Genomic DNA, 26,197 nt, shown 5'->3' with positions numbered 1-26,197 from the left:
TAATACTATTTCCCATTTAAATAGGGTTTAGTATAAGGAATATAATTATAACTTTTGAGTTCAATTTTAAAGTGATTTTATTATAATTTAGATATTCAAAATATTATAATTACAAATATAAAATAAATAAAATTCCTTGTGGACTTTTTTAAATTTTTATGTGATAATTTAATACAAGAAATTTTTCACAAATAAATTTAACTGGAAGGGAGAATGTAATAAAAAACAGTTTTATTACAGTATAAAAGAATGAAAAATAAAGAAACTTTAGAACTAGTGACGAATGCTGCAAAAAGTAAAATAGGGCTTTTAAAAGAAAGTAAGGGGAAATATTTTTTATCAGCCTTTTTGGCAGGGATGTTTATTGGGATTGGAATTTTGCTGGCTTTTACAGTGGGAGGAGTTAGCAGTAGTTTGCCAACTAATAAGATTCTTATGGGTGTCAGTTTTGGGATTGCGTTAAGTCTTGTTGTTATATTCGGAACAGACTTATTTACGGGGAACAATCTGGTTGGGGTAGCTGGATTTTTGAATAAGGCTTTGAGTATAAAAGATGTACTGCTTTTGTGGATAGTGTCTTATCTGGGAAATCTTGTGGGCTCTATTGCAACAGCTGTTATTTATGTGATGTCAAATGCGGCTTCAAAACCAGTTGTAGAATTTATTATAAAAAGTTCAAAGGCAAAAATAGGAGGTTCACCACAAAGTCTATTTTTTAAGGGGATTTTGTGTAATATTCTTGTCTGTCTAGCTGTTTTGGCAGGAATGAAATTAAAAGAGGAAACTGCCAGATTAATTATGGTTTTCTGGTGTCTATTTGCCTTTATAACAGCGGGATTTGAGCATAGTGTAGCTAACATGACGCTTTTATTGATGGGAATGATATATGATGGGGCAAAGGAAATAACATTAAATGGATATTTTTACAATTTGCTTTTTGTAACGCTGGGGAATATTGTTGGGGGAGGATTTATTGGGTTTGCCTGTTATTATTTGGCAAAAAAGGATAAATAATAATTGGAATAAAAAAATTTTGGATAGAAAATTAATAGAGAGAGAAATAAATAAATTTTGGAGGGAAAATGAAAATTAGCTTAAATCGTGAAAATTTTGATTTGGTACTTGAAAAGCTGAAAAAGGAATATAAAATATATGCACCAGTTGAGATACCGTTTCGTGGGACATTTTCAGATACTTCTGTCATCAGATATTCTGAAATTGACAAGATTGATGAAATATGTTTTGACAAGAAATCCAATTTTTCAGCAAAGGAAGTAATGTTGCCAATAACACAGACAATGTTCTATTTTACAGAAGAAGGATGCAAAATGTCTAAGGAGCAAGATGAAAAATATCTAATATTTCTTAGAAGCTGTGATTTACATTCTGTAAAAAGAGTTGATGAAGTTTACTTGAATAACAAGTTTCTGGATATTTATTATAAAAGAGTAAGGGATAAGGTTAAATTTGTAGTGTTTGGATGCCCAAATTCATTTGAGAACTGTTTTTGTGTGGATATGGGGACTAACAGGACTGATGAATATAATATTGGAATAAAGGTTACAGAAGAGGAAATATTTGCTGATATAAGAGATGATGAGCTGAAAGTGTATTTTGATGAGCTTATCGCTGAAAATAATAACAATAAAATAAAAGAAAATGTGGAATTTGAAATGGAATTTGTGGAAGACAATGAAATTCACGTGGATATTCCTGATAATATTGAGCTTGAGGATATTATAAATCTGGATTTGTGGCGTGAATACGACAGCCGTTGTATAGCCTGTGGAAAATGCAACTTTGTTTGTCCAACTTGCACTTGTACGACTACACAGGACATTTTTTACACTGAGAATGAAAATAATGGAGAAAGACGGCGTGTATGGGCTTCGTGTCATGTAAACGGCTTTACGGATATGGCTGGTGGACATTCATTTAGACAAAGACACGGAGATAGGATGAGATTTAAAGTGATGCACAAAATATCTGATTTTAAAAAGAGATTTGGCTATCAGATGTGTACAGGCTGTGGAAGATGCGATGATGCCTGTCCTGAATACATCTCATTCTCAAACTGTATTAATAAACTAAGTGCCGAACTAAAAAAAATTTCAGCTGAGAAAAAGGGGGGAAAATCAGAATGACAGCAATTAACACATTAAATACAATAAATATGGATGAACAGGCTATAATGGATATGAACGTATATTTGCCAACTGTTCACAAACTTTTGTCTATTGAGAAAGTTACCGGGTTGGAATGGCTATTTCGTGTGGAATATAAAAATGGAAGTGTAAATGCTGGACAGTTTATGCAGGTTTCATTGCCGGGAGTTGGGGAAGCTCCTATTTCCATTGCAAATTTTGACTTGGAGGAAGGCTATCTTGATTTTCTGATTAGAAAAGTTGGGAAAGTTACAGACAGGATTTTTGAACTGAAGGCAGGAGATAGAATTTTTTTGAGAGGACCTTATGGACACGGTTTTCCAATTGAACAATACAAAAATAAACATATTGTAATGATTGTTGGAGGAAGTGGAATTGCTCCAGTTCGCCCAATTATCGAATATTTTACAAAGCATCCTGATCAAATGAAGTCCTTTAAAATCATTGTTGGATATAAAAATTATGAAAGTGTTATTTTTGAAGAGGAATTTTCACGTTGGAGAGAAAATATTGAAATACTTGTAACATTGGATAATGTAGAAACAGCAAGAAATATTGGAAAGACAGAAAATGAAATGCACGAAGGAATGGTTACAAAATATATTCCAGACTTAAAGATTCCTGAAAATATGGATGAAGTCGAATATATTGTTGTAGGGCCTCCAGTAATGATGCATTTTTCTTGCCTTGAAATATTAAAAACAGGTATTCCAGATGAAAAAATCTGGGTTTCCTTTGAAAGAAAGATGTCCTGTGCCGTTGGGAAATGCGGACATTGTAAAATTGATGAAACATATATTTGCCTTGAAGGGCCAGTATTTAGATATGATTTTGCAAAAAAACTGCTTGATTAAGATATGAATTTTAAGAAAAAACAAAAGAAGAGGTAAAAAAATGAGCATGGATATAAATAGAAAAACAGTTACCAAAAATGCGTTCAGGGTAACAAAGGACAGATCTAAAACGGCATTGCGTGTGAGAGTGCCAGGAGGTGCGATTACTGGAGAAGTAATGGAAATGGTTGCAAAAATAGCTAATACTTATGGAGATGGAAATGTTCATATTACAACTCGTCAAGGTTTTGAAGTATTGGGAATTTCGTGGAACGATATTGAGAAAGTCAATAAGATGGTGCAGCCGATTATGGAAAAACTGGAAATTAATTATAAGGACAAAGATAAGGGATATGCCGCTGCTGGTACAAGAAATGTTGCTGCCTGTATCGGAAATAAGGTGTGTCCAAAAGCCGCCTATAATACAACAGAATTTGCAAAGAAAATCGAAAAAGCAATATTTCCAAATGATTTTCACTTTAAGGTGGCATTAACAGGTTGTCCAAATGACTGTCAAAAAGTTAGAATGCACGATTTTGGAATAATCGGAATGGCAAAGCCTGAACTGGATGAATCAAAATGTGTTTCTTGCGGAATGTGTGAAAGAAAATGTAAAAAGCTTTCAACAGGAGCAATTTCATATAAAAACTATAAACCTGTAAGAGATCACCAAAGATGTATTGGTTGTGGAGAATGTGTACTGAACTGCCCAACAGGAGCATGGACAAGATCTCCTAAAAAGTATTATAAACTTGCAATAATGGGAAGAAGTGGAAAACAAAATCCAAGATTGGCAGAAGACTGGTTATTCTGGGCAGATGAGGAATCAATAATAAAAATAATAAAAAATACTTACGAATATGTTGATAAATACATCGACAGAAGTCTTCCAAAAGAACATATTGGTTACATTGTTGACAGAACAGGCTTTGAAGAATTTAAGAAGTGGGCACTAAAAGATGTTAATTTGCCAGAAGAAACTGTTATGGTGAATAATGTGTATTGGGGAAATGGGATAAAGTATCAAGGGATATTGTAAGAATATTTTAATAAAATCAAGGTTATCTGAGACAAATTCTTAGGTAACCTTTTTCTATTTTAAAATAATTTGAATATAAATTTGTAAAAATTTCAAAATACTATTGATTTTTTTTCAAAATATAGTATAATTTAAATAGATTGAGAAAAAAATAATTTGATTTGAAAATTATTGAAATCTGGGATAAAAATTAAAATTTAGATATTGTAAAGGAGAATTTAAAAGTATGAAAGTTGTAGTAATTGGATGTACGCATGCTGGAACGGCTGCGATTGTGAACTTGAGAAAAACAAATCCTGAGGCTGAGATAGTGGTGTTTGAGAGAAATGATAACATTTCATTTCTATCTTGCGGAATTGCCTTGTATGTGGGGGGAGTTGTAAAAGATCCTCAAGGGTTATTTTATTCTTCGCCTGAAAAACTGAGAGAATTGAATGTTGACATGAGAATGCGACACGATGTGAAAAATATCGATATTGAAGGGAAAACAATCCGTGTGGCAAATTTGGAAACTGGGATTGAATTTAACGAAACTTTTGACAAATTGATTATAACATCTGGTTCTTGGCCGATTATCCCATCAATTGAAGGAGTTGATCTGAATAACATTTTACTTTGTAAAAATTATAACCATTCAAATGAAATTATTGAAAGAACAAAACATTCTCAAAAAGTTGTTGTTGTTGGAGCAGGGTACATTGGAGTGGAACTTGTGGAAGCGTTTAGGGACAATGGGAAGGAAGTTGTCTTAGTGGATGCCGAAGAAAGAATCTTAAGTAAATATTTTGACAAGGAATTTACAGATATTGCTGAAGAATCGTTTAAACATAGGGGAATTATTATTGCAACTGGAGAAAAGGTTGTAAAATTTGAAGGAAACGATGGAAATATGACAAAAGTGGTTACTGATAAAAATGTGTATGAGGCAGATATGGTAATTATGTGTGTTGGATTCTTGCCAAACACTTCATTGTTTAAAGGACAGTTGGAAATGTTACCGAATGGAGCGATTAAAGTTGATGAATACATGAGAACAAGCAACAAGGATGTTATGGCTGCTGGAGATTGCTGTTCAGTATTTTATAATTCTTTACAAAAAGAAGTTTATATACCGCTTGCAACAAATGCTGTAAGAATGGGTACACTAGCTGGAATAAACTTGCTTGAAAATAAAATAAGACATTTGGGAACTCAAGGAACCTCTGGAATAAAAATTTATGAAAATAATATGGCGGCGACTGGTTTGACAGAGGAAGCTGCGAAAGAAAATGGACTGGAAGTGGAAAGTATTATAGCAGTTGACAATTATCGTCCTGAATTTATGCCGACTTATGAAAAAGTAACATTAAAAGTAGTTTATGACAAAAATAGCAGAGTAATTTTAGGAGCACAGTTAAATTCTAAAATTGATTTGACACAATCAATTAACACATTGTCAGTATGTATCCAAAATAAAATGACTGTAGAAGAACTGGCATTTGTAGACTTTTTCTTCCAGCCTCATTATAACAAGCCTTGGAATTTCTTGAATTTAGCAGGGTTAAACGCTTTAAAATAGAAGATATTTATGATATGGAATAGAAATAAATAAAATGAAAAAAGGAGCAATCTCAAATTAATGATGAGAAGACTCCTTTTTTATTACTTTAACTTTTTAATTTTTCAGAAATCAAAATTTATTTATTTTCTTAATTTAATTACATTTTGAAATTTCCAGTTTCGCCATTGTTGGCCTTATTAATTAAAAAGTTTGACATTTCTTTAAATTCTGATACTGCTTTTGCATCTTTTCCTTTTAGGGAACTTACATTTTGGGAATTTACAAGATTTCTTGAAATTTCAAGGGCTACATCTCTGAATGAATTTTGATTCATTGAGAATAATTCACCTTTTTGGTTTTTTCTATCGTATTGGGCACCAATTATCTTTCCATCCTTAACTGTTAATTTTACGAATGAAGTCCAGTTGCCATCATATTTCTTCTCAACAGAATAAATACCATTTTTCATTGCCGAAAATCCCAAAACATTTAGTAAAAGCATTAATATAAACAATAATTTCTTCATATTCAACACCACTTTCCAAAATAAAAATTTTTTCTCAAATCTCCTTAAATATATATTCGGATTACTCTAAAATTAAATTATAAAAATTAACTAAAAATCATATATAAACTAATTTTATTTTAATTTTTTCTACTTGTTTTTAAAGTTTTCCTATTGTCATTATACACCATTTTCTAAAAAAATCAACTATTTTTAATAAAATCCCTGAGTATCAGTCAAGTGTCCGTCTTTGTTGTAAAAACTCCAGTTACCATAGGCTTTATAGTTTCTTAATGCACCTTGTACTTTAACTTTTCCATTATCATAATATTGGGTAAAATTACCGTTTCCATTTGTAAGTTTCATTTCACGTTCTTTTCCGCCGTTTTTTGAATATCCTAAAATTTCTGTAACTAAACCATTTTGATAAGTTTCAATCAGTTTTTTTGAACCATTTTCATAATTCCAAGTCCATTGTCCATTTCTTAAATTATGTGAATAATTTCCGTTTGAACGTACATTTCCGTTGGAATAGTATGATTTTGCTTCACCGTTTAATTGTCCGTTGGCGTATGTATTTTCATTTGTTACAACACCGTTTGAAAATTTTATTTCTTTTCCGTTTTTAGTGTTGTTTGCATATTCAAGAGAAGAAGTTAAACGTCCAAATTCGTCAAATTCATAACTTTTCCCATTTAATACACCATTTTGATAATTTTTTAGTGCTTTTGAATTTCCGTTTCCGTAAAAGTCAATGTCCTCACCATTTCTAACACCATTTGTATAATTTACAACTTTTAGTAAATTTCCATTTTCATAGTATAGGAACATAGGCCCGTTTAATGCACCATTTTGATAATTTCTTACTGCTTGGGCATTTCCAGCCTGATTAAATTCAACATAAGTCCCAGTAAATGGCTGTCCAGTTTCCTTTAAAGTTGCAAGATTTCCAGAAATAGTAACATCAGCAACAGTGCTGTAATGTGAGCTTAATGCACGTGATGACTGTGATAAATATTCACTACTTCTTTTTGGTGTAACGTTTGGGGTTGCAGCAGAAGCCAGCATACTCACAGATACACATGAAAATAAAACAACCATTGATTTTTTGAATGATTTTAGCATAATAAATTTGCCTCCTTTTTCTAACATTATTTTCATTATATCAAAAATTAATTATATTTATCTTAGAATAAAAATGAAAATTTTTCCTTTACTTGATTTAGAAAAATAATTTTTAAAAACAAATAAAATATGTTATAATTTTAACATTAGAAAATTTTAAACTTGATTTTATAGAAAAAGATAGTTTTGATGGATTTAAGAAATAATTTACAAGAAAAATATCTTTCCATCTGAGAATATGTGAATAATAGCTTTGAGAAAGAAGTATTTTAAAAGGAAGTGAATAAATTATGGATTTTGAAAATTTACAAAGAGAGTTATTTGAGAGAAAATTGAAAATGGGAGAATATTTTAAGCGGACATTCGAAGTTTTGAAGGTATTTATGAAGGAAAATGTGCTTTGGGTAATGTTTTTTATAATGGTAAATGCAGGATGGTTATTTTTAGGTGTAATTAATTCTATGTTTATGTTAAAAATTTCAATATTTGAATACATTGGAATTTTTACGATTCGTCAGGCATTAATACCGATATTCGTTAATATTTTTAGCGCAGTTGTAATTACAAACGTTGCTAAAAAAATTGAAAATGATGAAGAGAATTATAAATTTAAAAATATTTTTTTAAAATTTGTAAAATATACAGCAATATATGTGTCAATTACATTTATACTTGGTTTTGTAGGAGATAATGTGATTTTTAAAACAGGAAATAATCAAATTTTGATGATTATTTTATCTGCAATATCGGGTATAACAAGTTTTTTATGGCTAATAATCGTATTAAATGCTCTATATTTTGTGCAAACTTATTATACTAAAGATATGAAAATAATGGATGCACTAAAGTATAATTTAAAATTATCCAAAGGGAATAGATTAAGAATACTGATACCTATTATTATATTAGGATTTATGGAAGCTAGAATTATGGTGCCGTTTTTTAATGGATTTTTTGTTTCCCATAATGTTCCATTACCTGTTGTGTGTGGAATCTCTATTTTTTCTGGAATTATTTTAAGTTGTATAAGAAGTTTTGCAACTGTAATGGAGGTTATAATATTTTTTAATGTAGAATATGATTATTTGAAAAATAAAAATTAAAAATAAATTTGAAAGGAAATGAATAAATTATGGATTTTGAAAATTTGCAAAGAGAGTTATTTGAGAGAAAGTTAAAAATGGGGGAGTATTTTAAAAGAGCATTTGAGAGTTTGAAAGTTTTTATTGAGAAAAACAAAAAAGTAGTAAGTTTATTAGTTGTTGCAAATATATGTACATTTTTTTTCAATATTTTACAACAGATTATTAAAGCAGAGATAAAGGTTGCAAGTCAGGTTGGAGATACAGATGCTATTTTAAGAGGAAGCATGTTAAGTTTTTTACTTTCAGTTGGAGTTTTAATGATTTCAGCTGGTACGGGATTAATAAGAGCAGTTGTATACTCAAAAATCGCCTGTGAAATAGAAGGTAGGGAAAATGAGTACAGATTTAAAAATGTAGCTCTTAAATATTTGAAGTTTATAGGAATATATTTGTTATCTGTATTAATTATTGGAATTGTAGTATCCCTGTTAGCAACAATAACAACGATTATTTTTTTAGTATTAACAAAAAATACAGAAATAGGATTTTTTAAGTATCTACCTTTGATAATATCAATGACAATGTATCTAATTATTATATTTTTGATAGTTTTAAACATTCTTTATTTCATACAAACTTTTTATGCAAGAGATATGAAAGTAATAGACACCTTCAAGTATAATTTAAGTTTATCTAAAAAGAACAGATTGAGAATATTGGTTCCACAGCTCATTTTGGGATTGATAAATTGTATATTTATAATACCACTATTTATACAAAGTTTTATTTATATTCCATCATATATTGTATTTCCTGTTTCTATAATATGTGGGATAATTTCTTCTGTTTTAGGTTTAGTCAGTATAATAATGAATATGATAATATTCTTGAATGTGGAATACGATTATTTAAAAAAACAAGATGAAGAAATGAGAAAAATTGAAGAAAATATTTAATTTATGGAAAGGAAAGTGAAATTATGAGTCTGGAAAATGTAAGAGAAAAATTAATGGAGAAAAAACTGACTACTTTGGAATATTTTGGTGTGGCTTTTGAGGCATTTAAAGGATTTTGGAAGGAAAATCCTGTAATGATGGTTTCAATGTTTGTATTTATGGTTGCATTAATTGTAATAGGAATTATGCATTCAGAATTGAATGAGGAATTTCTGGTTTATTATGGGGCTAATGAAATAATGATATTATGGGCTAAAATATTTAATGTTTTAAATGCAGTCGCTTCGACAGTTTCATTTTTTGTTACAGCCTATTTTTTTAGAAAAGTAGCATTAACGATTGAAGGAAATGGGAAAAATATGAAATTAAAGGAATTATTTTTTAAAACTTTGATACTGTCAGTCATAATTTTTGTAGCAGGGATTATTGGGAATAAGATGGAAAATTCAATAATTGGGAGTATTTTTTTAATTATATTCTCTATTGTTGTGCTTTGTGTGGCACTTTGGGCTTTCTGGTATTTTGAGGCTTATTATATTCGTAATTTCGGACTTATGGAATCAATTGATTACAGTTTGGAATTGTCTGGTGGAAATAGAATTAGAAAATTTTTACCGGGATTTTTTATTGCTTTAGGAGTTCTGATTTTTATTATTATGACAAGGATATTTTTCAATGTTTTAAACATAGAGAATTTTGCAGCAGGTTTAATAATAGTATTTGTCTTTGTGATGATTTTTACTTTATTAGCGCTGTATTCACAAATTTTAAATACTGTAATATTTTTAAATGTGGAGTATGATTATTTGGGAAAAAATTTGAATGAAGAATTAAAATTTGGAAGTAGAAATATCTCGAATGAGAATAATCAAATTTTGAATAATGACGAGAATAAAAATGAAGCTGATAATGGCTAGATAAAGAGAGGAAAGTAGAATATGAACTTGGAAAATATACATAGTAAGCTGGCTGTAAAGAAATTGCGGATTATGGAATATTTTGGAGTTGCATTTGATGTATTTAGAGTAATTTTGAAAGAGAATAAGCTGTTTGTAGTTTTTGCATTTTTGATAATAGGGGCAAGAATTATAATGAGTGGATTAGAATATAAGTATACAATAGACATAGATTATTATAATATTTCTGGGGAACAGTTTGAGATAATTGCAACATTAAAAAAAGTTTTTGATGCTTTGAATTTCGTGATTTTTATAATTACGGTTATTTTTTCGGGATATTTTCATAGAGTAATAGCATTGAAGATTGAAAATAGGGAAAATGAAATGGATTTAAAGGATTTTTTCCTAAAGATGTTAAATTTGATAGGGTTAATTGTTTTTGGAGAGGTTATTTTGGTGATTTTAGGATTTTTAGGAATGTTTGGGGCAATTATAGCTATGTTTTGCATTGTTATGACTTTGTGTCTGAGTGTAGGGATATTTTTGTATTTTGAGGCATATTATATTCGGGATATTGGACTTTTGGATTTAGCGGATTACAGCTTAAAATTATGTGATAAAAACAGGTTTAGAAAAATATTTCCTACGATTGTTTTTGAAATTGGAGCAATAGGAGTTTATTATGCTATTTTACAAATTTTTATAACAGATGTTTCTGTTGTTTCTGTAAAAATATTAATTTCTGTCGTTTTAGTGATTATTCTAACTTTCATTGGTATTTATACATATGCTTTGAACACAGTAATATTCTTAAATGTAGAATATGATTATTTCAAAAATCATAAAGATAGTCAGTTTAATTTTAAAAATGTCGATAAAATTGAAGGAAATCCTCAAGTCTTAAATAGATTTTTGAGTAGGAATAAAGATGAAAATACTAGCAAAAGTGATGAAAATAAATAGAAATATAAGATTAAAGAGAGGAAAAGTGAATTATGAATTTAAAGAATTTACAACAGGAATTGTTTGAAAGAAAAATGAATATAATGGAGTATTTTGGAGTTGCATTTGATGCTTTTAAAATACTTTTAAAAGAAAATAAATTTTTGATGTTTTTCTCGTTTCTGATTACATTTTTTACTGTAACGTTGGTGGTTGTAGTACAGATTTTAAAGATTGTGTTGGAAATTGGAGGATGGGAGCAGGATGTTGCGGCTGGATTGATGATAATGAGTATTATATTGTTACTGTTTAATATGATTTCTAGCTTTTTTAAAGGGTATTTTTTTAGGAAAGTGGCGTTCAAAATGGAGAATAACAAAAGTAATTTAAAGTTATCTGAACTTTTTATAAAAGTTGTTATAACATTGGGAATATGTCTAGTTTTAGGATTAGTATTCTTTTTTGTTGATGATAAAGTAGCTGGAATGCTCAATTTCTTATTAATAGTTGTATATGTATGGGCATTGTTATATATTGAAGGTTATTATGTTCGTAGTTTTGGACTTAAAGAGTCAATAGAATATAGTATGGAATTATCTAAGGGAAATAGAACGAGAGTAATAGTTCCAATGGTTTTAACTGTTATAGTAATTATTTTGGAAGTTATACTGCTTATGTTCCTTTTAAAAGATGAATCAGAAATGATAACTGTTATGTCAATATTGAGTTTTCTTGTTTTCTTGTCTATTACCGCAATCATTATAGTGTATATGGAAATTTTAAATATTGTAATATTTTTAAATGTTGAAAATGATTATTTAAAAAATAAAGGTGAATACAGTAAATTTAATTTGAAAAATAGACAAAAAAATGATAATGTTCTAGATGATGAATTTAAGAGTGAAACTGAAAATAAAGATGATAACTTGGAATAAAATATAAATTAAGTGGAATTTTGGATAGTTCCACTTTTTTAGAAAATTTTTAAAAAAAATATAACAAAAATAAATAAATTATGCTATACTTATATTATGACAATATTATGGTGATTATATTTTAAAAAGAAAATTGCTGTAAAAAACTAATTTAGATAGGAGGATGTATGGGGATTTTTGATTTTTTTAAATCTTCTGATAAAAAGAGAAATAAAAATAAGGAAATAAATGAGAATAATATAAATACTAATCAGCCTAATCGTCAAATTAGACGGGAAATTTATGATATTGTAAATAGTGAATCAGAACTTATGGAAAATAATAGCTATTCAGATGATTTTAAGGAAATTTCCTATTATGATGAATTTGGAAAAGAATTTAAAATGCCCAAAAAGGACTGGCTTAATAAAAAATTGTATCCATCTGTAAGGAAGAACTGGAGCAATATGGACGGGTTATATCCTATAATACAGGACGCTTTTTCAAAGGAAGTCTATCCTGAAATAAAGGAAGCTGTGCTAAGATTTTATGCGGCTGATGAGGATTTTGAGAGAAAGCTGATTTTGCTTGGAACTTATCATGTGAGAACAGGTGCTTATCAGAATGCGGTTGAGCTGTATGAAAAAAATCTGAATATTAATAATATGACGGAAGGACTTTGTATAGCTTATGCTGAGGCGTTGGAGCTTTGTGGAAGGGCAGCGGATTCTGAGAAAAAATATTACGAGGCGTTGGAAATAAATCCAAATTCTGCAACAGCATTCAAAAAATATTTTGATATTGTGAAAAAAAGAAGCAGTAGTGAATATGAAAATAAAATGGAAAAACTTTCTGAAATAAGAGGAAACTGGCGGGCGAAAATGATGCAGGCGATTGTTTATTTCAAAAAGGGCGACAAGGAAACTGGAAATTATTTCTTGATAACAGCCTTGAAGGAGTCTGGCTACAATTCGGAAGTAATGTACATTACGTCAAGTATTTATATTTTGAACGAGCTTTATGACGAATTTAAGCAATATGTTCTGGCATATTACAATCCTGAAAATCATAATGCCCACACTGCTTTAAATGTATTAAAGTATTATAAAGTAAAAAATATGTATAAAGAAGGGCTGGAACTTTGTAAATTTACTTCAAAATTTCCTTGGATAGAGCATTATAAGAAGTTTATGCAGTATGAGGATTATTTCTGGAAATTAAAGGTGAAGGCGGAAAGTAAGGATAAACAGGTGAATACAGCAAATCACTTTTTCTCGACAAATAAGCCGTTGTGGTACTATGAATTTAATCATCCTGAATTTATGCTGAATCAAAATAGACGTGTGAAACCAAATATTCTTATTTTGACATTTACCTCGATTGGAGAAAAATCGGAACTGGCTGAAAATCTTGCAGTATCGTTGCCTTTGCACTTAAATGAAAATTTACATTACAAGACAAATTTGAATTATCAGTTGGCAATTGCCTATAACAATGAAAATTTATTTGTGTCGAAAAAGCGATACAGTACGGATTATATGAAGTTAATAAGACAGCAAAATAATAATTTGAATTTTGTGCTGGCAGGAAATATTCTGAAAATGCCTAATGTTGAAAAATATGAGATTGAGATTTATTTGTATGATACGTTTAATGAACAAAAATCAAGTTTGATTAATAAAATTTATGATGAAAATACAATTTATAATGTTCAAAATGATTTATTAAAATCAGTAAGCAGTTTTTTTGAAAGGGATTTTGCAATAAAATATGAAAAAAATTTGGATAATTTGATTTTATTTTCACCTAAAATGAAATTTTTAATTCAAAGCAAGGTTCATAAGGAACACCAGTCATGGCGGTACAAAAAATTACTTTCTGATCAGATTGACGTAGTTCTGGAAGATAGAAATAACGACTTGAAAAAAATCAACTTGCTGGAGCTTCTGTACGAAATAAAACAGACAAACAGCCAGTTGCTGAAATTCCAGAAGCCAATCATTTATAGTATGAATATTCATGGTATTTTTGAGACACAGACACTAAAAATACTTGCACCAATTATATTCAAAATCTATGATGATGACATTAATTTTCAGGCAAATATAGAAGCTCTGAATATTACAGATTCAAATTATTTGAGCTGGATAAATAAATTTTCGGGAGAATAACTATGTTTTTTTATTATAAAAAAATATTGGCAATAATAATATCCTTTTTTTACATCCTTGTAAACTACAATTTCTATAATTCTATTTTTCACGAATATACAAATGACAGAATTTTTCAAATAACACTGTGGCTTGGGATTGTGGAAGTGCTTTTCTGGATTATGTTGCTTTATTCGGTTTTTTATTTGGAAAACAGAAATATTAGCAATAATTTGGATGGGAAAGGCAGAGAAGCTGTTGAACTGGAGGAAAGAAAGGATATACGTGATTTACTGATTTGTTTTTCAATATTTTTAGTAAGTTTAATCTGTGTAAATATTTCACGTGTTATTTTACAAAGTTCGCCGTATATGAATGATGTTGTTTCAACAGTAAATTCGTATGTTTTATTTTTTGGTGGGACAAGAGTTCTATTCATTTTTTCAACAATAGTATTTATTTTTATTGCAGTAAGCAGAAGAAATGTATTTTTAATTTCCATTTCAGTATTAAATATGGGAGTTTCAGTAATGATTTGGCTGGACTTTGATGCAAATATTACAGCTATCATGAGAATTATTATCGCTATTTTGGCAATTGTTTATTATATTCTTTTAAAGAACATTATAAAATACAGTTTTAAACAAACTGATAATCCAGAACTTGAAAATATTAAATAGTTTTACTATAAATAAATAGAAGGAGGACAAATGTAATGAAAAAAAATATAACAAAATTATTATTACTGGCATCAATATTGTCAGTCGGAAGTATTTTGAATGCCCATAACAAAGATGTTTCCAATGATGTGAAAAAACCATCAATAGATATACGTATTGATGGAAATGGACAAGTAATAAAAGAACAGACTGGTAACAGCAATAATAGTGGTAACAATAATAATCAGGCAGGAAGAGGTGGAACTCAGACAGTCAGAAATTCAGCAGGTTCAATAACAGTGGATTCTTCTTATACATCAAAAGGGCAAAATTATAGACAAAGATTCATAATATTACATTATACAGCGTTGAACAGGGATAGCTCTCTTCGAGTCTTGACAACTGATGAGGTAAGTGCCCATTATTTAATTTCGGATAAAAAGAGTGATCCAGTTTATTCACTCGTGGATGAAAGCAGAAGGGCGTGGCATGCTGGAGCAAGTGAATGGAAAACAAGTAAAAATCTAAATGACAGTTCAATTGGGATTGAAATTGTTAATAATGGAAATGTAAGTGGAAATTTTGAGCCGTTTAGAGATTTTCAAATTAAGGAAGTGGCAGTTCTTGTAAGATATTTGGCTGATAAGTACGAAATTCCCGCAACAAATATTTTAGGACATTCAGACATCGCCCCTCAAAGAAAGCCTGATCCGGGTCCATTATTCCCATGGGAAGAATTATACAAAAAATATAACTTGGGAATGTGGTATGACAATGATAGAAAATCAGCATATGAAAGCGAATATGCAAGCACCTGGAACACATTGCCAGCCGCAACTGTGCAGGCAGAATTTAGTAAATTTGGATATTCCATCAATGCAACAGGAAGATGGGATGAACAAACTAAAAATGTAATAAAGGTATTCCAGTATCACTTCAGGCCAGCAAAATATGATGGGAAACTTGATTTGGAAACTTTTGCAATCTTAAAGGCATTAAACGAAAAATATAATAATAAATAATTAATTAAGGGGTAATTTGCCCCTTTTTAAAAATTATATTTAAAAAATTTACAGTAAGGAAAGGAAAATTACAAGATGAAAAAATTTTCAGACAGAGTTTTGAACATGCACTATTCACCAATTAGAAAATTAGTGCCGTACATTGATGAAGCTAAGAGATCTGGTGTGAAAGTGTACCAGTTACATATAGGACAGCCTGATGTGGAAACGCCAGATACGTTTTTTGAAGGATTGAATAATTATAAGGAAAAAATTGTTAAATATACAAATTCGGCCGGAATAATGGAATTGCGGGAATCGTTTTCAAAATCTTATGCAAAAGTGGGAATTGATATTTTGCCTGAGAATATATTGATTACTCAAGGTGGAAGTGAAGCTATTCAGATTACACTTCAGACAATTTGCAATTCAGGAGATGAAGTTTTAGTTCCTGAGCCATATTATACGAATTATGACAGTTTTTTGAGAATTGCCGATGCAAAATTGGTTCCAATTGAAACTTCCATTGAAAATCATTATCATTTACCTGAAAGAGAAGAAATTGAAAAATTAATCACTCCAAAGACAAAGGCAATAATGTTTTCAAATCCGAGCAATCCAACAGGAATTGTGTTTAAAGAGGAAGAGATGGAATTGATAAAGGATATTGCAATAAAACATGATTTGTATATTATTACAGATGAAGTTTACAGACAGTTTATTTATGATGAGGAAATTGAAAAAAGTTATCAGTCATTTATGTCAATTCCCGAAATTGAAGACAGAGTAATTCTAGTTGACAGTATTTCAAAACATTACAGTGCATGTGGAGCAAGAATCGGAGTTATTGCCTCAAAAAATGAGGATTTTCTGGCACAGGCACTAAAATTCTGTCAAGCAAGATTGTCAGTATCAACAATTGAGCAATATGCAAGTACAAACTTAATTAATACATTGGATACTTACATTGACAATACGAAGTTAGAATATAAAGTAAGACGTGATATGATTTATAACAATATCATAAAAATACCAGGAGTTGTAACGTACAAGCCAAGCAGTGCACTATACCTGATTGCAGAACTTCCAGTAGATGATATTGAAAAATTTGCAATCTGGCTATTAACAGAATTTAGATATGAAAATCAGACATTATCATTTGCACCAGGGCCTGGATTTTATACAACGCCAGGAAAAGGAACGAAGGAAGCAAGATTTTCTTTCTGCACACATAACCTGATTGAAATTGAAAATGGAATGAAGGTATTAAAAAAGTCATTGGAAGAATACAATAAAAGAAAATAGTTTTTAAAATTTTTGTAGACTTGTTTAGTAATTCAAAATTATGGAATTTTTTTGTGATTATGAAAGCAAGTCTAATTTTATAATAAATTTAAAAGGATTTGAACATAGCTTAAAAATGGGAGAGAAATTAATTTGATGAAAAACAATGAAAATATTGAACAGACGGAAAGTACAGAAAGCCATATTGAAAGGGATATAAAAAACGCAAAGGAAATTCTGGAAAGAATGAATCCTAACCAGAAAATCAATTATCATACAATTTTGACAAAGTTGATTTCAGATTGGGGAAATAAACATATTCGTCCCAAAATACTGATTCATAGCTGCTGTGCTCCTTGCAGCACATATACATTGGAATTTCTTACACAGTATGCAGATGTAACAGTATTATTTGCAAATAACAACATTCATCCGAAGGCAGAATATGAAAAAAGAGCCTTAGTGCAGGAAGAATTTATCAAAAAGTTTAATGAGCGTACTGGAAATAATGTTGGATTTATTGAGGATGAGTATAAGCCGATGGACTTTTATAAGGCTGTGAAAGGGCTGGAAAAGGAAAAAGAGGGTGGAGCAAGATGTACAGTCTGTTTTCAGATGAGGCTTGACATTGTGGCAAAAAAGGCTCAGGAATTGGGGTTTGACTATTTTGGAAGTGCCTTGACGTTAAGCCCGCATAAGAATAGCCAATTAATAAACACGTTGGGGCTGGAAATTCAGGAAATCTTTGACGTAAAATATCTTCCATCCGACTTTAAGAAAAATAACGGATATAAACGTTCGATAGATATGTGTGCAGAATATGATGTGTATAGGCAGTGTTATTGTGGCTGCGTGTTTGCTGCGATGGATCAGGGGATTGACTTGAATGAGTATAAATAGGGGTTGGAGAGATTCTTAAAATCTCTCCTTTTGCTTTGTGGGGGCAATTTGGGGGCAAATTTAAGACTAAAAACAAATATCATCTAATACTTCCTGTAAATAATCATTTGATTTAGGTATTAGATGAGCATAAGTTTCTAAAGTTACTTTTATATTTTTATGTCCTAGCCTTTTTGAAACGGCTGCAATATCGACTTTTTTATATAAAAGATAAGAAGCATGCGAATGTCTAAAGTCGTGAATTCTTATTTGTTTTAAATCACATTTTTTAGAAATAGAAACAAGTCTTCTTCGTAAAGCATCATAAGAAAAAGGAAATAATCTCTCTTTTTCATTAAATTCATAAAAAGAATTTTTATAATTTTCAATTTCTTTTACAAGATCTTCAGGGCAATAAATGGTACGAATTGAATTTTTTGTTTTGGGAGGAGCAATTGTAGTTCCAGTAATGTCCCTTGAAATTGTTTTGTTAATATCAATTTCATTGGTTTTAAAATTAATATCTTCAAATGTAAGTGCCAATAGTTCGCCAACTCTCAATCCGCATAAAAATAAAATTTTGAATGCAATACTAAAAACAGGCTCTTTAATCTCTTTTATAAAAATAGAAAAATCTTCTTCTGTCCATATATTAAATTCCTTTTTTCTTTCAGTACTTCCAATTGGACCGCTTATTTTATAAGGATTATTTTTTAAGTTATAAAATCTTTCAGCATATTTGAAAATAGATGAAAGCAACTGAGAAATAGTTCTCAAATAATTTAAAGAATAGTTCTGATTTAATAACATATTTTGCCATTCTCGAATAATCTTAGGTGTAATATCTCTAATCTTAAAATTTTCAAAAAATGGTAAAATGTGTTTATATACAATTAATTTTCTAGTTTTTACAGTTGATGTTCTGGCTCTAACTTTAAAATCAGCAATAAATTCTTTGTATAAGTTACCAAAAGTAATGTCTGAAGTTAAAGAAAGAGAGTTAATAAATTCAACTTCCCATTTTTTAGCATCTGATTGTCTTTTAAATCCTCGTTTTTTCTTTTTCCTGTTATTACCAAAAATATCTTTATACCATAACTGAACAAACCAAGTACCTCGTTCAGTATCTTTATAAACTCCCATTTTTAACACCTCGCATTGATTTTCCCACACTTGAGAAAATATAGAACTACATTTATTATAATCGAAAATATAGTTTTATAAAATATTCAATTCTAATTTATAATAAAAATCAATGTCTTTTATTAATTGATCTATTGCTTCATTATCCAAATTATTTAACCAGTCCTTTAATTCGTTTATGGTTATAATTTCTTCAATAGCTTGAATATATCTTTTTTGAATAACTTTCATTCCACTCGATCTAAAATTTATATAATTGTTTATCTCACTTTGAATTACGAACCTAGGTTTTTCAGTTTTTATCACAAAAGTAATTGGAAAATGTAAAACTTTATCAATATCCAATAAATATTTCCCATAATCGTTCACTTCTGTAACTTGAAAAAATCTTCCAAGAGGTCTCATAACAAAATCAATGCCACCATCGTTAGCATTAGTTCTTCCCGTTTTATATAATGTTAAATATTGTTCCTCTAATTGATCAGGAGAATATCCGATATATATTTTTGTATTTTTATAATGATTTTTTAAAATAGCATATGAAATTATTTCAAAAATTCTAGCTTCCGCATTTTCAGTGAGCAGTTCTGAAATTTTTATTATTTTAAAAGGATAAATACCAATAGACATCAGTTCTTCTAATTTTTTTATTAATTGAGAATCTTTCTCTTTTAGCAGTTCTATATATTTTTGTATTATTTCAATAGCAACTCTACTTATGTCATAAGACAGATTATTTGTATCATTTACGTATAAATAATCAATATGCAATAAATAATTTCCTGAATTTATTATAATTAAATCATTATCATTTTCTTTTACAATTTTATTTTTAAATTCTCCATTAACTCGTGAATTAAGTGCATGATTCTGCAATTTGCTTCCACCATAAAGACTTCTGCAAAAATTAAATAACAGAGTAAATTCATAGCCTTCAAAGTTTCTATATTCTTCAGGATTATTAAAAAAATTTTGATTATAATAAAATAAAATAGAATATATGGCATATATATTACCTAAATTACGTCTAGTTTTAGAATTTCCATATACAGCCCCCATTTTAGAATCTAAATATTTGATTAAGGGACTGTTTTCATAAATGTATAAATAATCATTAGGAAAATATTGAAATAATATGTCTTTTATAAAGTCTTTCATTGAATACTCCTTTTTTCAATCTATATAATTTGAGTTTCAGAAATATGATCTTTTTTTGATTTATTTTTTGTTTTTTTACTTTTGTCTTTTTCAAGTTTGACACCGTTGTATTCATCAGTAATATTTAGTCTTCTCAATCCTATTTTAAAATATTCCAAATTAGTTTCAATTCCTATCGTTTTTCTATTTAATTTTAGAGCAACAGCAGAAGTTGTAAAAGAACCACTAAAAGGATCTAAAACAATATCGTTTTCATTGCTTGAAGCCAAAATAATCCTTTTAAGCAATTCTTCTGGTTTTTGTGTGGGATGATTCTCATACTCATCCATTCTGTATCTAACCCTGCTAAAATCCCAAACATTTCCAGGAACTTTTTTAGTGTTATAAGGTTGTGGAGGTGTTTTTCTGTAATCAATTAATTTTCTTTTGGCCCCAGTATTGGTTTCAATTAAAATATCTTGATAATTGAACGTATATTTGCTTTTTTTAGAATGGGTAACCATCAAAATAGGTTCATATAAAGAGCCAAATTTAGTTTTGGCTTGTACACCAGAGGAATCATAAGCCCATATAATTCTGTTGATTATGTAATAATTATTATCAACATATACATCGAGAAAAGGCATAAATTGAGTTGAAGTCATGAAATACATTGTTCCATCTTCTTTTAAGATTCTCATACATTCATCTATCCATTTTTTTGCCCATTCAAAGTATTCTTCCTTATTTTTAAAAAAATCACTGTCATTACCAAAATTTTTTCCAATGCCATATGGTGGATCAGCAAAAATAAGATTAATAGAGTTATCCTTAATAGAACGTAAAATATCTAAACAGTCTCCTAGTACAGCCATAGCATTTTTGTTATACATTTTTGTAAATGATAAATTTTTAAATATATTTAATATTTCCATTTTTCTCCCTTTATTTTAATAATTAATTCTTCATTCAGTATCTTATCTTTATAAACTCCTATTTTTAACACCTCATTATGATGTTGTAATTTTTCTCACACGTGGGAAAATCAAATTTTGTTATTTTAATTTATAATTTTTAAAATATTTTACAAATAACTTAGCTTCTTTTTCCATTAAATGATTATATTTATCAGCCTCTCCGATTTAATAAATACTGTCTGTGCAATATAAAATGTCCAAACTCGTGTATTAGAATATCAATTTCTTCTTGAGGAGAAAGTCCTTTTTTCAAAAATATAAAATTTGTGTTATTTTCATCAATAAAAAAAGAGCCTTTTAAAACAAAATTATTGTATAATATATGAATTTTATAGTGTCTACACAAAAAATAAATATCTTTGGTATTATGAAGAAGCATTAAAATTTTTATTTGTTCCTTTATGTAGTTTTCCATAAATAATAATACAACAATTTATTTTTATTTCATATAGTTTTTACTTATATAAATATTTAATACAATTTTTGATTTTCTCATATGTGAGAAAAATAAATTTTATAGAAAAATAAAGGTAGGTTACGATTTTACACTTTTTTGCTTATATATTTGTTTACCTATTTCTTGACAGTCTTCAAAATTTGAAGAATAATAAGTATTATAAAATTCTTTATATAAATCAAGTTTTTCTATAAAAATTGTTTTAACATTTTCTTTTGAATTAGTTCCGATAAATTCAGCTCTATTGATAGTTTCTAATTTTGAGTAAAATCCATCTCCTGTAAAATTGCTAGAACCGACATAGATAGTGTTGTTGATTATATAAATTTTACTATGTAAATTGATACCTTCAATAATATAAAAATTTATTTTCTTATCGGTAAATTTTGTAGTTCTTCCGTTAGTATAAACCAAAAAATAGGCATTTTGGTTTTTGTTGAATTTTATAAATTTTTTAAAAAATTCTTTTTTGTTATCTTGTAATTCAAAAGTGGTTAATATTTTTACTTGTACACCTTTTTCTATTAAAGACATAATTATAGTGGATAAGTCGGAAAAATCATTATCACCAATATATGGGGATATAATATAAAATTCTTCTCCAATTTTCAATTTATTCAAATCTTCTTTTATTTTTTTTCCAATATTATATCCACTTATCCAACTAATTTTATAATTATTAGGACTTGGAGAAAAATTAAAATTCAAAATCTCAGGAAATAAATCAATTAGTTCCTTTTTGTTCTTTGTATATTGGCTTAGTTTATTCAAAATTTCCTTTTGCATTGAAACATCTACTTGATTTTCAATATCAGCATTTCTAGATATTTTTTTATCTAACACAAATTTATAGTATGTAACAAAATCATCAAATATGTATTTCATCGAACTCTCCTTATCAGATTTTCCCCCTTTTTATAGTTACTTTGTACTATTTTATAAATAATTATTAAAAATTACTCTTTATCTTTTTCTAATTTCTGCTTATAATAAAACTCCTGCATTGATTCAATCATTTTTTTCTTATCCTCATCACTAATATCTTTGGCTTTGAAAAAAGCCATATTATGTTTAGTTAGTTTTTCTTGAGAAATGATAATATCTTCATTTTCATTATCATCTAAGCCTAAAAGATATTCAGGAGTAGTATTAAAAATTTTAGCTAATTTTACGACAGTTTCATATTTTATATTTTTAATAATATTATTTTCATACTTATGTATAGTTTGTCTTTTAATATTTAATTTTTTAGCAAGTTCTTCTTGTGTTATATTAAATTTAAGTCTTAAACTTAATATTCTTTCTCCAATATTTTTTTTATTCATAACGAAGCTCCTTTAAATTAATAAATTATACCATATATTAACAAAAAAGTACAATAAGATGAAAAAAAGCACTTTATAAGTTCAAAAATTATTATTTTATAGTATTTTAATTAATACAATAAAGAAAGGTGGATAGATGTCTACATTTAGAATAAATAAAAATAAAAATTTTACAGTTATTTCAAATATTCATCTAAAAGAAAGGAAAATGTCTTTAAAAGCAAAAGGATTATTGACACTAATGTTAAGTTTACCAGAAGATTGGGATTATTCAATCAAAGGATTAATTTCTATTTGTGTTGAAAACAGGTTGGCTATTAGGAATGCTTTGGATGAATTGAAAGAATTTGGATATTTGAGAATAGAAAAACTGTATCCAGATTCAGACAGAAAAAAAATAGAATACGAATACAATATATACGAAGTTCCTATTAGCATTGAAAAAAGGCAAAAAAAGCAAGATAGCAAAAATCAAGGTGTTGAAAATCAACATCTTGAAAATGAAGATGTTGAAAACCAAAGTGTTGAAAATCAACCACAATTAAAGACTAATACATTAAGTACTAAAGAATTAAATACTAAGTTATTAAATACTTATTCTCTCTTTATGGAAAAATGGAATGAATTAGCAAATGAATGTGAGTTAAGTATAATTAAATCTTTTACAGAGAATAGGAAGAAAAAATTATCTGAATTACTTAAGAAGTATACTGAAGAGGAGATAATAGAAACTATGATGAAAATAAAGAACATAAACTTTCTTCTTGGAAGAACTGAAAAGTCTAATTGGAAAATTTCGTTTGATGATTTTCTAAATGAAGAAAAGTTTATAAAGATACTGGAAGGAGCTTATTATGATGGAATTAAGTCAAATGGCAAAAGACAAAGTGCAAAAATTGCAAAATCGGCAGGAGCAAAAAAGGAGTATGGATTCTAATAATAAATTGAACAATGACAGGTTAAGGGAAGCAATGGAAGCCAGTAGGGAACTTAGGGAACAGGAATTGAAGGAGAAAATAAAATATTTTCTTAAAATTTCTAATCTGCCTGCAAACTGGTGGGAGAAGACTTTTGAAAAATCAGAAGTTTTATCAGAAGAAGAGAATGAAATCAAATACAGGCTCGAATATTATTGCAGACATTTTAAGGAAGCGAAAAGTAAGGGCTTAGGATTGTATCTTTGTGGAGAAGTAGGGACAGGAAAAAGTTTTTATAGTCTATGTGTTTTCAATGAGTTGCTAAAAAATGATTATAAAGTCTATAGAACAACTTTAAATGGAATTTATCAGAGAATCCAGTCAACTTTCAATAATTTTAATAATCTAACTGAGGAAAAAGTCTTTAAGGACTTGCTTGAGGCAGATTTAATAATACTGGATGATTTGGGAAAGGAAAATATATCAGAAACTTGGGGAAAGTCAAAGTTATATACAATATTTAATTTTTTCTATGAAAAAGAAAAATGTATTATTATATCAACAAACTTAGAAAAAGAAGAAATTGCTGATTTTATGGATACTCAAGGAAATGATGCTTTGATAGATAGATTTCGTGAGAGATTGGATACATTGGAATTTGTGTGGGAAAGCAGAAGAAGGGAAATAGGAAAGAAATTATTTGAAGAATTTTGGAATAAGGGATGATAAAAATGCGTAAAATAACACATTCAGATGTAGTTTTTTCTCCTGAAGATTTAATTATAGTTGCAGGAATATCATTACAGACAGCGTATAAAATTATAAAAGAATTAAATCAGGAACTTGAAGAAATTAATAAAAAAGAAAAAAAGAGTTATATTATTTTTCGTGCAAAAATTTGGAGAAAATTTTTTAGGGAAAGATATTATGATGAAAAATTTTTAACAATTAACGATTTGGAGAAAAAATTTAAAATAAAAGAATGGGAAGCCAAAGAAATTCATTCAACTATAAAAAAGGAACTGCTAGAAAGAGGATTTAGATTTATAAAGGGAAGAATACCAGAAAAGGCAGTATTAGAAAAAATTTATGATTATTCAGAAGAGAGGGTAAAAAATGAAAATACATCTAAAACACTTAAATTTTGATTTTAAGAGAATTTTATGTAATAGGCAACCATTTATACCAAAAATTGATTTGAGAGTAAAATTACCCCCTTAAAATTGATTTGAGAACATATAAGAGTATAGTTTAGGAAATTAGATTTGAAACGGAGAAAAAGAAATGGACAGAACGACATATATAAATACTCTGATTTACTTAGCGGCAACAGGAATAATATTATTTATTTTTGGTTTAGTATATACTTTCGTAACTAAAGAAAAAAGTAAATATTTATATTATCCTGTTATATTGCTGATAATGATAGTATTTCTAACGGGTTATTTCATTATTTTCAACAAGTGATTTATCAAGAATGACAGTATTGTATCTTAACATATCGGTAAACCAGTTTAAATTGTGAAAATCATAATCTTTTTTCAAGGAAAAGTTTTTAGAGAAAATTTTTAAGAAGATGATTAATTTTTCTTTGCTAATTTCTTGATAATTAATATTTTTAGCATTTTCACCATTTAAAATATAGGTGCAAAAATCAGTATAGGCATTAAAGGATTTTCTGTCAAAAAATAATAAATCTGCTGAAAATTTATCAGTTTTTTTTATAATGGAATCAAGACTATATAAATTTTTGGTAAGATGATTTAGATAATCAACATCAGGATCTCCTACATTCTTACGATGAAAATTATACATATCCTTATCTAATATTATGGATTTGTACTGGGATAGCGTATTGTAGATGAAGCCTATATGATTAAAGATTTCAGGCAGTAAAGCCATAAAATTATGGTAGCCGTCAATAATGTTATGTATTTTTACCTGATTATTTTCCTCCCTAAAGGAAATGTTTCGATTAAGGAAATAAGAGAATCCCTTATCAACAAGTACAACCATTATTGAAGTAGCGAAAGCGGATGTTAAGAGAGAACCTAAATATTTTAACATAAAAAAACCTCCAGTATTTTATTACTTAGATAATATCATAAAAATTAATTAATAACAATAAAAATAAAAAGACTAACTATATAATGTCAAGTTTTTTTTCAAAAAAAAGCAAAAATTTTTTTTGAAGAATTTATGTAAATTTTTGCATAACAAAATAGATAATTTAATAATTTAAATTATTCAAATGATTAATTAATG

27 protein-coding genes are annotated in these 26,197 nt (G+C 28.4%); 18 read left to right on the top strand and 9 right to left on the bottom strand.

The features are described 5' to 3' along the window. The first annotated feature begins 249 nt into the window (after nt 1-249). The 5 genes from K324_RS0109850 (at nt 250) to K324_RS0109825 (ending at nt 5,595) form a co-directional block, all read left to right on the top strand. Complete coding sequence (locus tag K324_RS0109850) at nt 250-1,014, top strand: formate/nitrite transporter family protein (RefSeq protein WP_026748965.1); 765 nt, start codon at nt 250-252, stop codon at nt 1,012-1,014. 68 nt (nt 1,015-1,082) lie between these two features. Next, nucleotides 1,083-2,144, top strand: coding sequence for an anaerobic sulfite reductase subunit AsrA (asrA, locus tag K324_RS0109840; protein ID WP_026748964.1), 1,062 nt, complete (start codon nt 1,083-1,085; stop codon nt 2,142-2,144). Continuing rightward, nucleotides 2,141-3,019: an anaerobic sulfite reductase subunit AsrB gene (gene asrB, locus K324_RS0109835; protein WP_084533621.1), complete on the top strand. Its 879-nt coding sequence runs from the start codon at nt 2,141-2,143 to the stop codon at nt 3,017-3,019. The genes asrA and asrB overlap by 4 nt, the downstream gene beginning before the upstream one ends. Before the next feature lie 40 nt (nt 3,020-3,059). Next, nucleotides 3,060-4,037 (top strand): sulfite reductase subunit C, encoded by a 978-nt coding sequence (asrC, locus tag K324_RS0109830; protein ID WP_026748962.1) that lies wholly within the window; start codon nt 3,060-3,062, stop codon nt 4,035-4,037. A gap of 226 nt (nt 4,038-4,263) precedes the next feature. Next, nucleotides 4,264-5,595, top strand: coding sequence for an FAD-dependent oxidoreductase (locus tag K324_RS0109825; protein WP_026748961.1), 1,332 nt, complete (start codon nt 4,264-4,266; stop codon nt 5,593-5,595). 139 nt (nt 5,596-5,734) lie between these two features. On the opposite strand, the gene K324_RS0109820 is transcribed toward K324_RS0109825, so the two are convergent. Both K324_RS0109820 and K324_RS0109815 read right to left on the bottom strand, forming a co-directional pair. Then, a complete protein-coding gene (locus tag K324_RS0109820) occupies nt 5,735-6,103 on the bottom strand; it encodes a pheromone cAD1 o protein (RefSeq protein WP_026748960.1) in 369 nt (122 codons plus the stop codon). 192 nt (nt 6,104-6,295) lie between these two features. Beyond that, complete coding sequence (locus K324_RS0109815; protein ID WP_026748959.1) at nt 6,296-7,207, bottom strand: toxin-antitoxin system YwqK family antitoxin; 912 nt, start codon at nt 7,205-7,207, stop codon at nt 6,296-6,298. A gap of 290 nt (nt 7,208-7,497) precedes the next feature. Here K324_RS0109815 and K324_RS14830 point away from each other — a divergent pair, with 290 nt between their 5' ends. The 10 genes from K324_RS14830 to K324_RS0109760 all read left to right on the top strand — a co-directional run bounded on the left by K324_RS14830 (nt 7,498) and on the right by K324_RS0109760 (nt 17,997). Continuing rightward, on the top strand, nt 7,498-8,310 hold the full coding sequence (locus K324_RS14830; protein WP_036095606.1) for a hypothetical protein: 813 nt from the start codon (nt 7,498-7,500) through the stop codon (nt 8,308-8,310). Between the two features lie 29 nt (nt 8,311-8,339). Next, the gene (locus K324_RS0109805; RefSeq protein ID WP_026748958.1) at nt 8,340-9,248 is read left to right on the top strand and encodes an ABC transporter ATP-binding protein; all 909 of its coding nucleotides are present in this window, start codon (nt 8,340-8,342) and stop codon (nt 9,246-9,248) included. Nucleotides 9,249-9,271: 23 nt separating this feature from the next. Continuing rightward, nucleotides 9,272-10,165: a hypothetical protein gene (locus tag K324_RS0109800; protein WP_026748957.1), complete on the top strand. Its 894-nt coding sequence runs from the start codon at nt 9,272-9,274 to the stop codon at nt 10,163-10,165. A 21-nt stretch (nt 10,166-10,186) separates the two neighbouring features. Next, on the top strand, nt 10,187-11,110 hold the full coding sequence (locus tag K324_RS0109795) for a hypothetical protein (protein ID WP_026748956.1): 924 nt from the start codon (nt 10,187-10,189) through the stop codon (nt 11,108-11,110). A gap of 32 nt (nt 11,111-11,142) precedes the next feature. Then, nucleotides 11,143-12,024 (top strand): hypothetical protein, encoded by an 882-nt coding sequence (locus tag K324_RS0109785; protein WP_026748955.1) that lies wholly within the window; start codon nt 11,143-11,145, stop codon nt 12,022-12,024. Between the two features lie 167 nt (nt 12,025-12,191). Further along, a complete protein-coding gene (locus tag K324_RS0109780) occupies nt 12,192-14,174 on the top strand; it encodes a tetratricopeptide repeat protein (RefSeq protein WP_026748954.1) in 1,983 nt (660 codons plus the stop codon). Between the two features lie 2 nt (nt 14,175-14,176). Next, nucleotides 14,177-14,833 (top strand): hypothetical protein, encoded by a 657-nt coding sequence (locus K324_RS0109775; RefSeq protein ID WP_026748953.1) that lies wholly within the window; start codon nt 14,177-14,179, stop codon nt 14,831-14,833. A gap of 35 nt (nt 14,834-14,868) precedes the next feature. Continuing rightward, nucleotides 14,869-15,834, top strand: coding sequence for an N-acetylmuramoyl-L-alanine amidase (locus K324_RS0109770; RefSeq protein ID WP_026748952.1), 966 nt, complete (start codon nt 14,869-14,871; stop codon nt 15,832-15,834). Nucleotides 15,835-15,909: 75 nt separating this feature from the next. Next, nucleotides 15,910-17,118: a pyridoxal phosphate-dependent aminotransferase gene (locus K324_RS0109765; protein ID WP_026748951.1), complete on the top strand. Its 1,209-nt coding sequence runs from the start codon at nt 15,910-15,912 to the stop codon at nt 17,116-17,118. A 135-nt stretch (nt 17,119-17,253) separates the two neighbouring features. Continuing rightward, a complete protein-coding gene (locus K324_RS0109760) occupies nt 17,254-17,997 on the top strand; it encodes an epoxyqueuosine reductase QueH (protein WP_051354444.1) in 744 nt (247 codons plus the stop codon). Nucleotides 17,998-18,063: 66 nt separating this feature from the next. Here the strand turns inward: K324_RS0109760 and K324_RS0109755 are convergent, their stop codons facing one another. From K324_RS0109755 to K324_RS15285, 6 genes are all read right to left on the bottom strand, one after another. Continuing rightward, nucleotides 18,064-19,119 carry a tyrosine-type recombinase/integrase gene (locus K324_RS0109755; RefSeq protein ID WP_026748949.1) on the bottom strand — a complete coding sequence of 352 codons (1,056 nt, stop codon included), beginning with the start codon at nt 19,117-19,119 and terminating at the stop codon, nt 18,064-18,066. Nucleotides 19,120-19,194: 75 nt separating this feature from the next. After that, nucleotides 19,195-20,277, bottom strand: coding sequence for a hypothetical protein (locus K324_RS0109750; protein ID WP_026748948.1), 1,083 nt, complete (start codon nt 20,275-20,277; stop codon nt 19,195-19,197). Between the two features lie 20 nt (nt 20,278-20,297). Beyond that, nucleotides 20,298-21,191 carry an adenine-specific DNA-methyltransferase gene (gene yhdJ, locus K324_RS0109745; protein WP_036095601.1) on the bottom strand — a complete coding sequence of 298 codons (894 nt, stop codon included), beginning with the start codon at nt 21,189-21,191 and terminating at the stop codon, nt 20,298-20,300. Between the two features lie 193 nt (nt 21,192-21,384). Then, on the bottom strand, nt 21,385-21,612 hold the full coding sequence (locus K324_RS16635; protein WP_026748946.1) for an ImmA/IrrE family metallo-endopeptidase: 228 nt from the start codon (nt 21,610-21,612) through the stop codon (nt 21,385-21,387). A 156-nt stretch (nt 21,613-21,768) separates the two neighbouring features. Continuing rightward, a complete protein-coding gene (locus K324_RS0109735) occupies nt 21,769-22,575 on the bottom strand; it encodes a phospholipase D-like domain-containing protein (protein ID WP_026748945.1) in 807 nt (268 codons plus the stop codon). A gap of 71 nt (nt 22,576-22,646) precedes the next feature. Beyond that, the gene (locus K324_RS15285; protein ID WP_051354443.1) at nt 22,647-23,015 is read right to left on the bottom strand and encodes a helix-turn-helix domain-containing protein; all 369 of its coding nucleotides are present in this window, start codon (nt 23,013-23,015) and stop codon (nt 22,647-22,649) included. Nucleotides 23,016-23,151: 136 nt separating this feature from the next. Between K324_RS15285 and K324_RS15280 the strand changes: the two genes are divergently transcribed. The 3 genes from K324_RS15280 to K324_RS14815 are packed head-to-tail and all read left to right on the top strand — an operon-like array spanning nt 23,152 to nt 25,080. Further along, a complete protein-coding gene (locus tag K324_RS15280; protein ID WP_051354442.1) occupies nt 23,152-23,952 on the top strand; it encodes a hypothetical protein in 801 nt (266 codons plus the stop codon). Then, a complete protein-coding gene (locus K324_RS0109720) occupies nt 23,942-24,658 on the top strand; it encodes an ATP-binding protein (RefSeq protein WP_051354441.1) in 717 nt (238 codons plus the stop codon). The genes K324_RS15280 and K324_RS0109720 overlap by 11 nt, the downstream gene beginning before the upstream one ends. Nucleotides 24,659-24,663: 5 nt before the next feature. Continuing rightward, complete coding sequence (locus tag K324_RS14815; protein ID WP_146996602.1) at nt 24,664-25,080, top strand: hypothetical protein; 417 nt, start codon at nt 24,664-24,666, stop codon at nt 25,078-25,080. A 286-nt stretch (nt 25,081-25,366) separates the two neighbouring features. Here the strand turns inward: K324_RS14815 and K324_RS0109710 are convergent, their stop codons facing one another. Further along, on the bottom strand, nt 25,367-25,999 hold the full coding sequence (locus K324_RS0109710; protein WP_026748943.1) for a hypothetical protein: 633 nt from the start codon (nt 25,997-25,999) through the stop codon (nt 25,367-25,369). Between the last annotated feature and the right edge of the window lie 198 nt (nt 26,000-26,197).

Source organism: Leptotrichia trevisanii DSM 22070, assembly GCF_000482505.1.
Taxonomy (GTDB): Bacteria; Fusobacteriota; Fusobacteriia; order Fusobacteriales; family Leptotrichiaceae; genus Leptotrichia; species Leptotrichia trevisanii.
This window is presented reverse-complemented; position numbering and strand designations above follow the sequence as displayed.

Bases quoted from the DNA above. Each gene is read 5' to 3' on its own strand.
- K324_RS0109850 (WP_026748965.1), top strand. From the start codon at position 250: ATGAAAAATAAAGAAACTTTAGAACTAGTGACGAATGCTGCAAAAAGT.
- asrA (WP_026748964.1), top strand. From the start codon at position 1,083: ATGAAAATTAGCTTAAATCGTGAAAATTTTGATTTGGTACTTGAAAAG.
- asrB (WP_084533621.1), top strand. From the start codon at position 2,141: ATGACAGCAATTAACACATTAAATACAATAAATATGGATGAACAGGCT.
- asrC (WP_026748962.1), top strand. From the start codon at position 3,060: ATGAGCATGGATATAAATAGAAAAACAGTTACCAAAAATGCGTTCAGG.
- K324_RS0109825 (WP_026748961.1), top strand. From the start codon at position 4,264: ATGAAAGTTGTAGTAATTGGATGTACGCATGCTGGAACGGCTGCGATT.
- K324_RS0109820 (WP_026748960.1), bottom strand. From the start codon at position 6,103: ATGAAGAAATTATTGTTTATATTAATGCTTTTACTAAATGTTTTGGGA.
- K324_RS0109815 (WP_026748959.1), bottom strand. From the start codon at position 7,207: ATGCTAAAATCATTCAAAAAATCAATGGTTGTTTTATTTTCATGTGTA.
- K324_RS14830 (WP_036095606.1), top strand. From the start codon at position 7,498: ATGGATTTTGAAAATTTACAAAGAGAGTTATTTGAGAGAAAATTGAAA.
- K324_RS0109805 (WP_026748958.1), top strand. From the start codon at position 8,340: ATGGATTTTGAAAATTTGCAAAGAGAGTTATTTGAGAGAAAGTTAAAA.
- K324_RS0109800 (WP_026748957.1), top strand. From the start codon at position 9,272: ATGAGTCTGGAAAATGTAAGAGAAAAATTAATGGAGAAAAAACTGACT.
- K324_RS0109795 (WP_026748956.1), top strand. From the start codon at position 10,187: ATGAACTTGGAAAATATACATAGTAAGCTGGCTGTAAAGAAATTGCGG.
- K324_RS0109785 (WP_026748955.1), top strand. From the start codon at position 11,143: ATGAATTTAAAGAATTTACAACAGGAATTGTTTGAAAGAAAAATGAAT.
- K324_RS0109780 (WP_026748954.1), top strand. From the start codon at position 12,192: ATGGGGATTTTTGATTTTTTTAAATCTTCTGATAAAAAGAGAAATAAA.
- K324_RS0109775 (WP_026748953.1), top strand. From the start codon at position 14,177: ATGTTTTTTTATTATAAAAAAATATTGGCAATAATAATATCCTTTTTT.
- K324_RS0109770 (WP_026748952.1), top strand. From the start codon at position 14,869: ATGAAAAAAAATATAACAAAATTATTATTACTGGCATCAATATTGTCA.
- K324_RS0109765 (WP_026748951.1), top strand. From the start codon at position 15,910: ATGAAAAAATTTTCAGACAGAGTTTTGAACATGCACTATTCACCAATT.
- K324_RS0109760 (WP_051354444.1), top strand. From the start codon at position 17,254: ATGAAAAACAATGAAAATATTGAACAGACGGAAAGTACAGAAAGCCAT.
- K324_RS0109755 (WP_026748949.1), bottom strand. From the start codon at position 19,119: ATGGGAGTTTATAAAGATACTGAACGAGGTACTTGGTTTGTTCAGTTA.
- K324_RS0109750 (WP_026748948.1), bottom strand. From the start codon at position 20,277: ATGAAAGACTTTATAAAAGACATATTATTTCAATATTTTCCTAATGAT.
- yhdJ (WP_036095601.1), bottom strand. From the start codon at position 21,191: ATGGAAATATTAAATATATTTAAAAATTTATCATTTACAAAAATGTAT.
- K324_RS16635 (WP_026748946.1), bottom strand. From the start codon at position 21,612: ATGCTTCTTCATAATACCAAAGATATTTATTTTTTGTGTAGACACTAT.
- K324_RS0109735 (WP_026748945.1), bottom strand. From the start codon at position 22,575: ATGAAATACATATTTGATGATTTTGTTACATACTATAAATTTGTGTTA.
- K324_RS15285 (WP_051354443.1), bottom strand. From the start codon at position 23,015: ATGAATAAAAAAAATATTGGAGAAAGAATATTAAGTTTAAGACTTAAA.
- K324_RS15280 (WP_051354442.1), top strand. From the start codon at position 23,152: ATGTCTACATTTAGAATAAATAAAAATAAAAATTTTACAGTTATTTCA.
- K324_RS0109720 (WP_051354441.1), top strand. From the start codon at position 23,942: ATGGATTCTAATAATAAATTGAACAATGACAGGTTAAGGGAAGCAATG.
- K324_RS14815 (WP_146996602.1), top strand. From the start codon at position 24,664: ATGCGTAAAATAACACATTCAGATGTAGTTTTTTCTCCTGAAGATTTA.
- K324_RS0109710 (WP_026748943.1), bottom strand. From the start codon at position 25,999: ATGTTAAAATATTTAGGTTCTCTCTTAACATCCGCTTTCGCTACTTCA.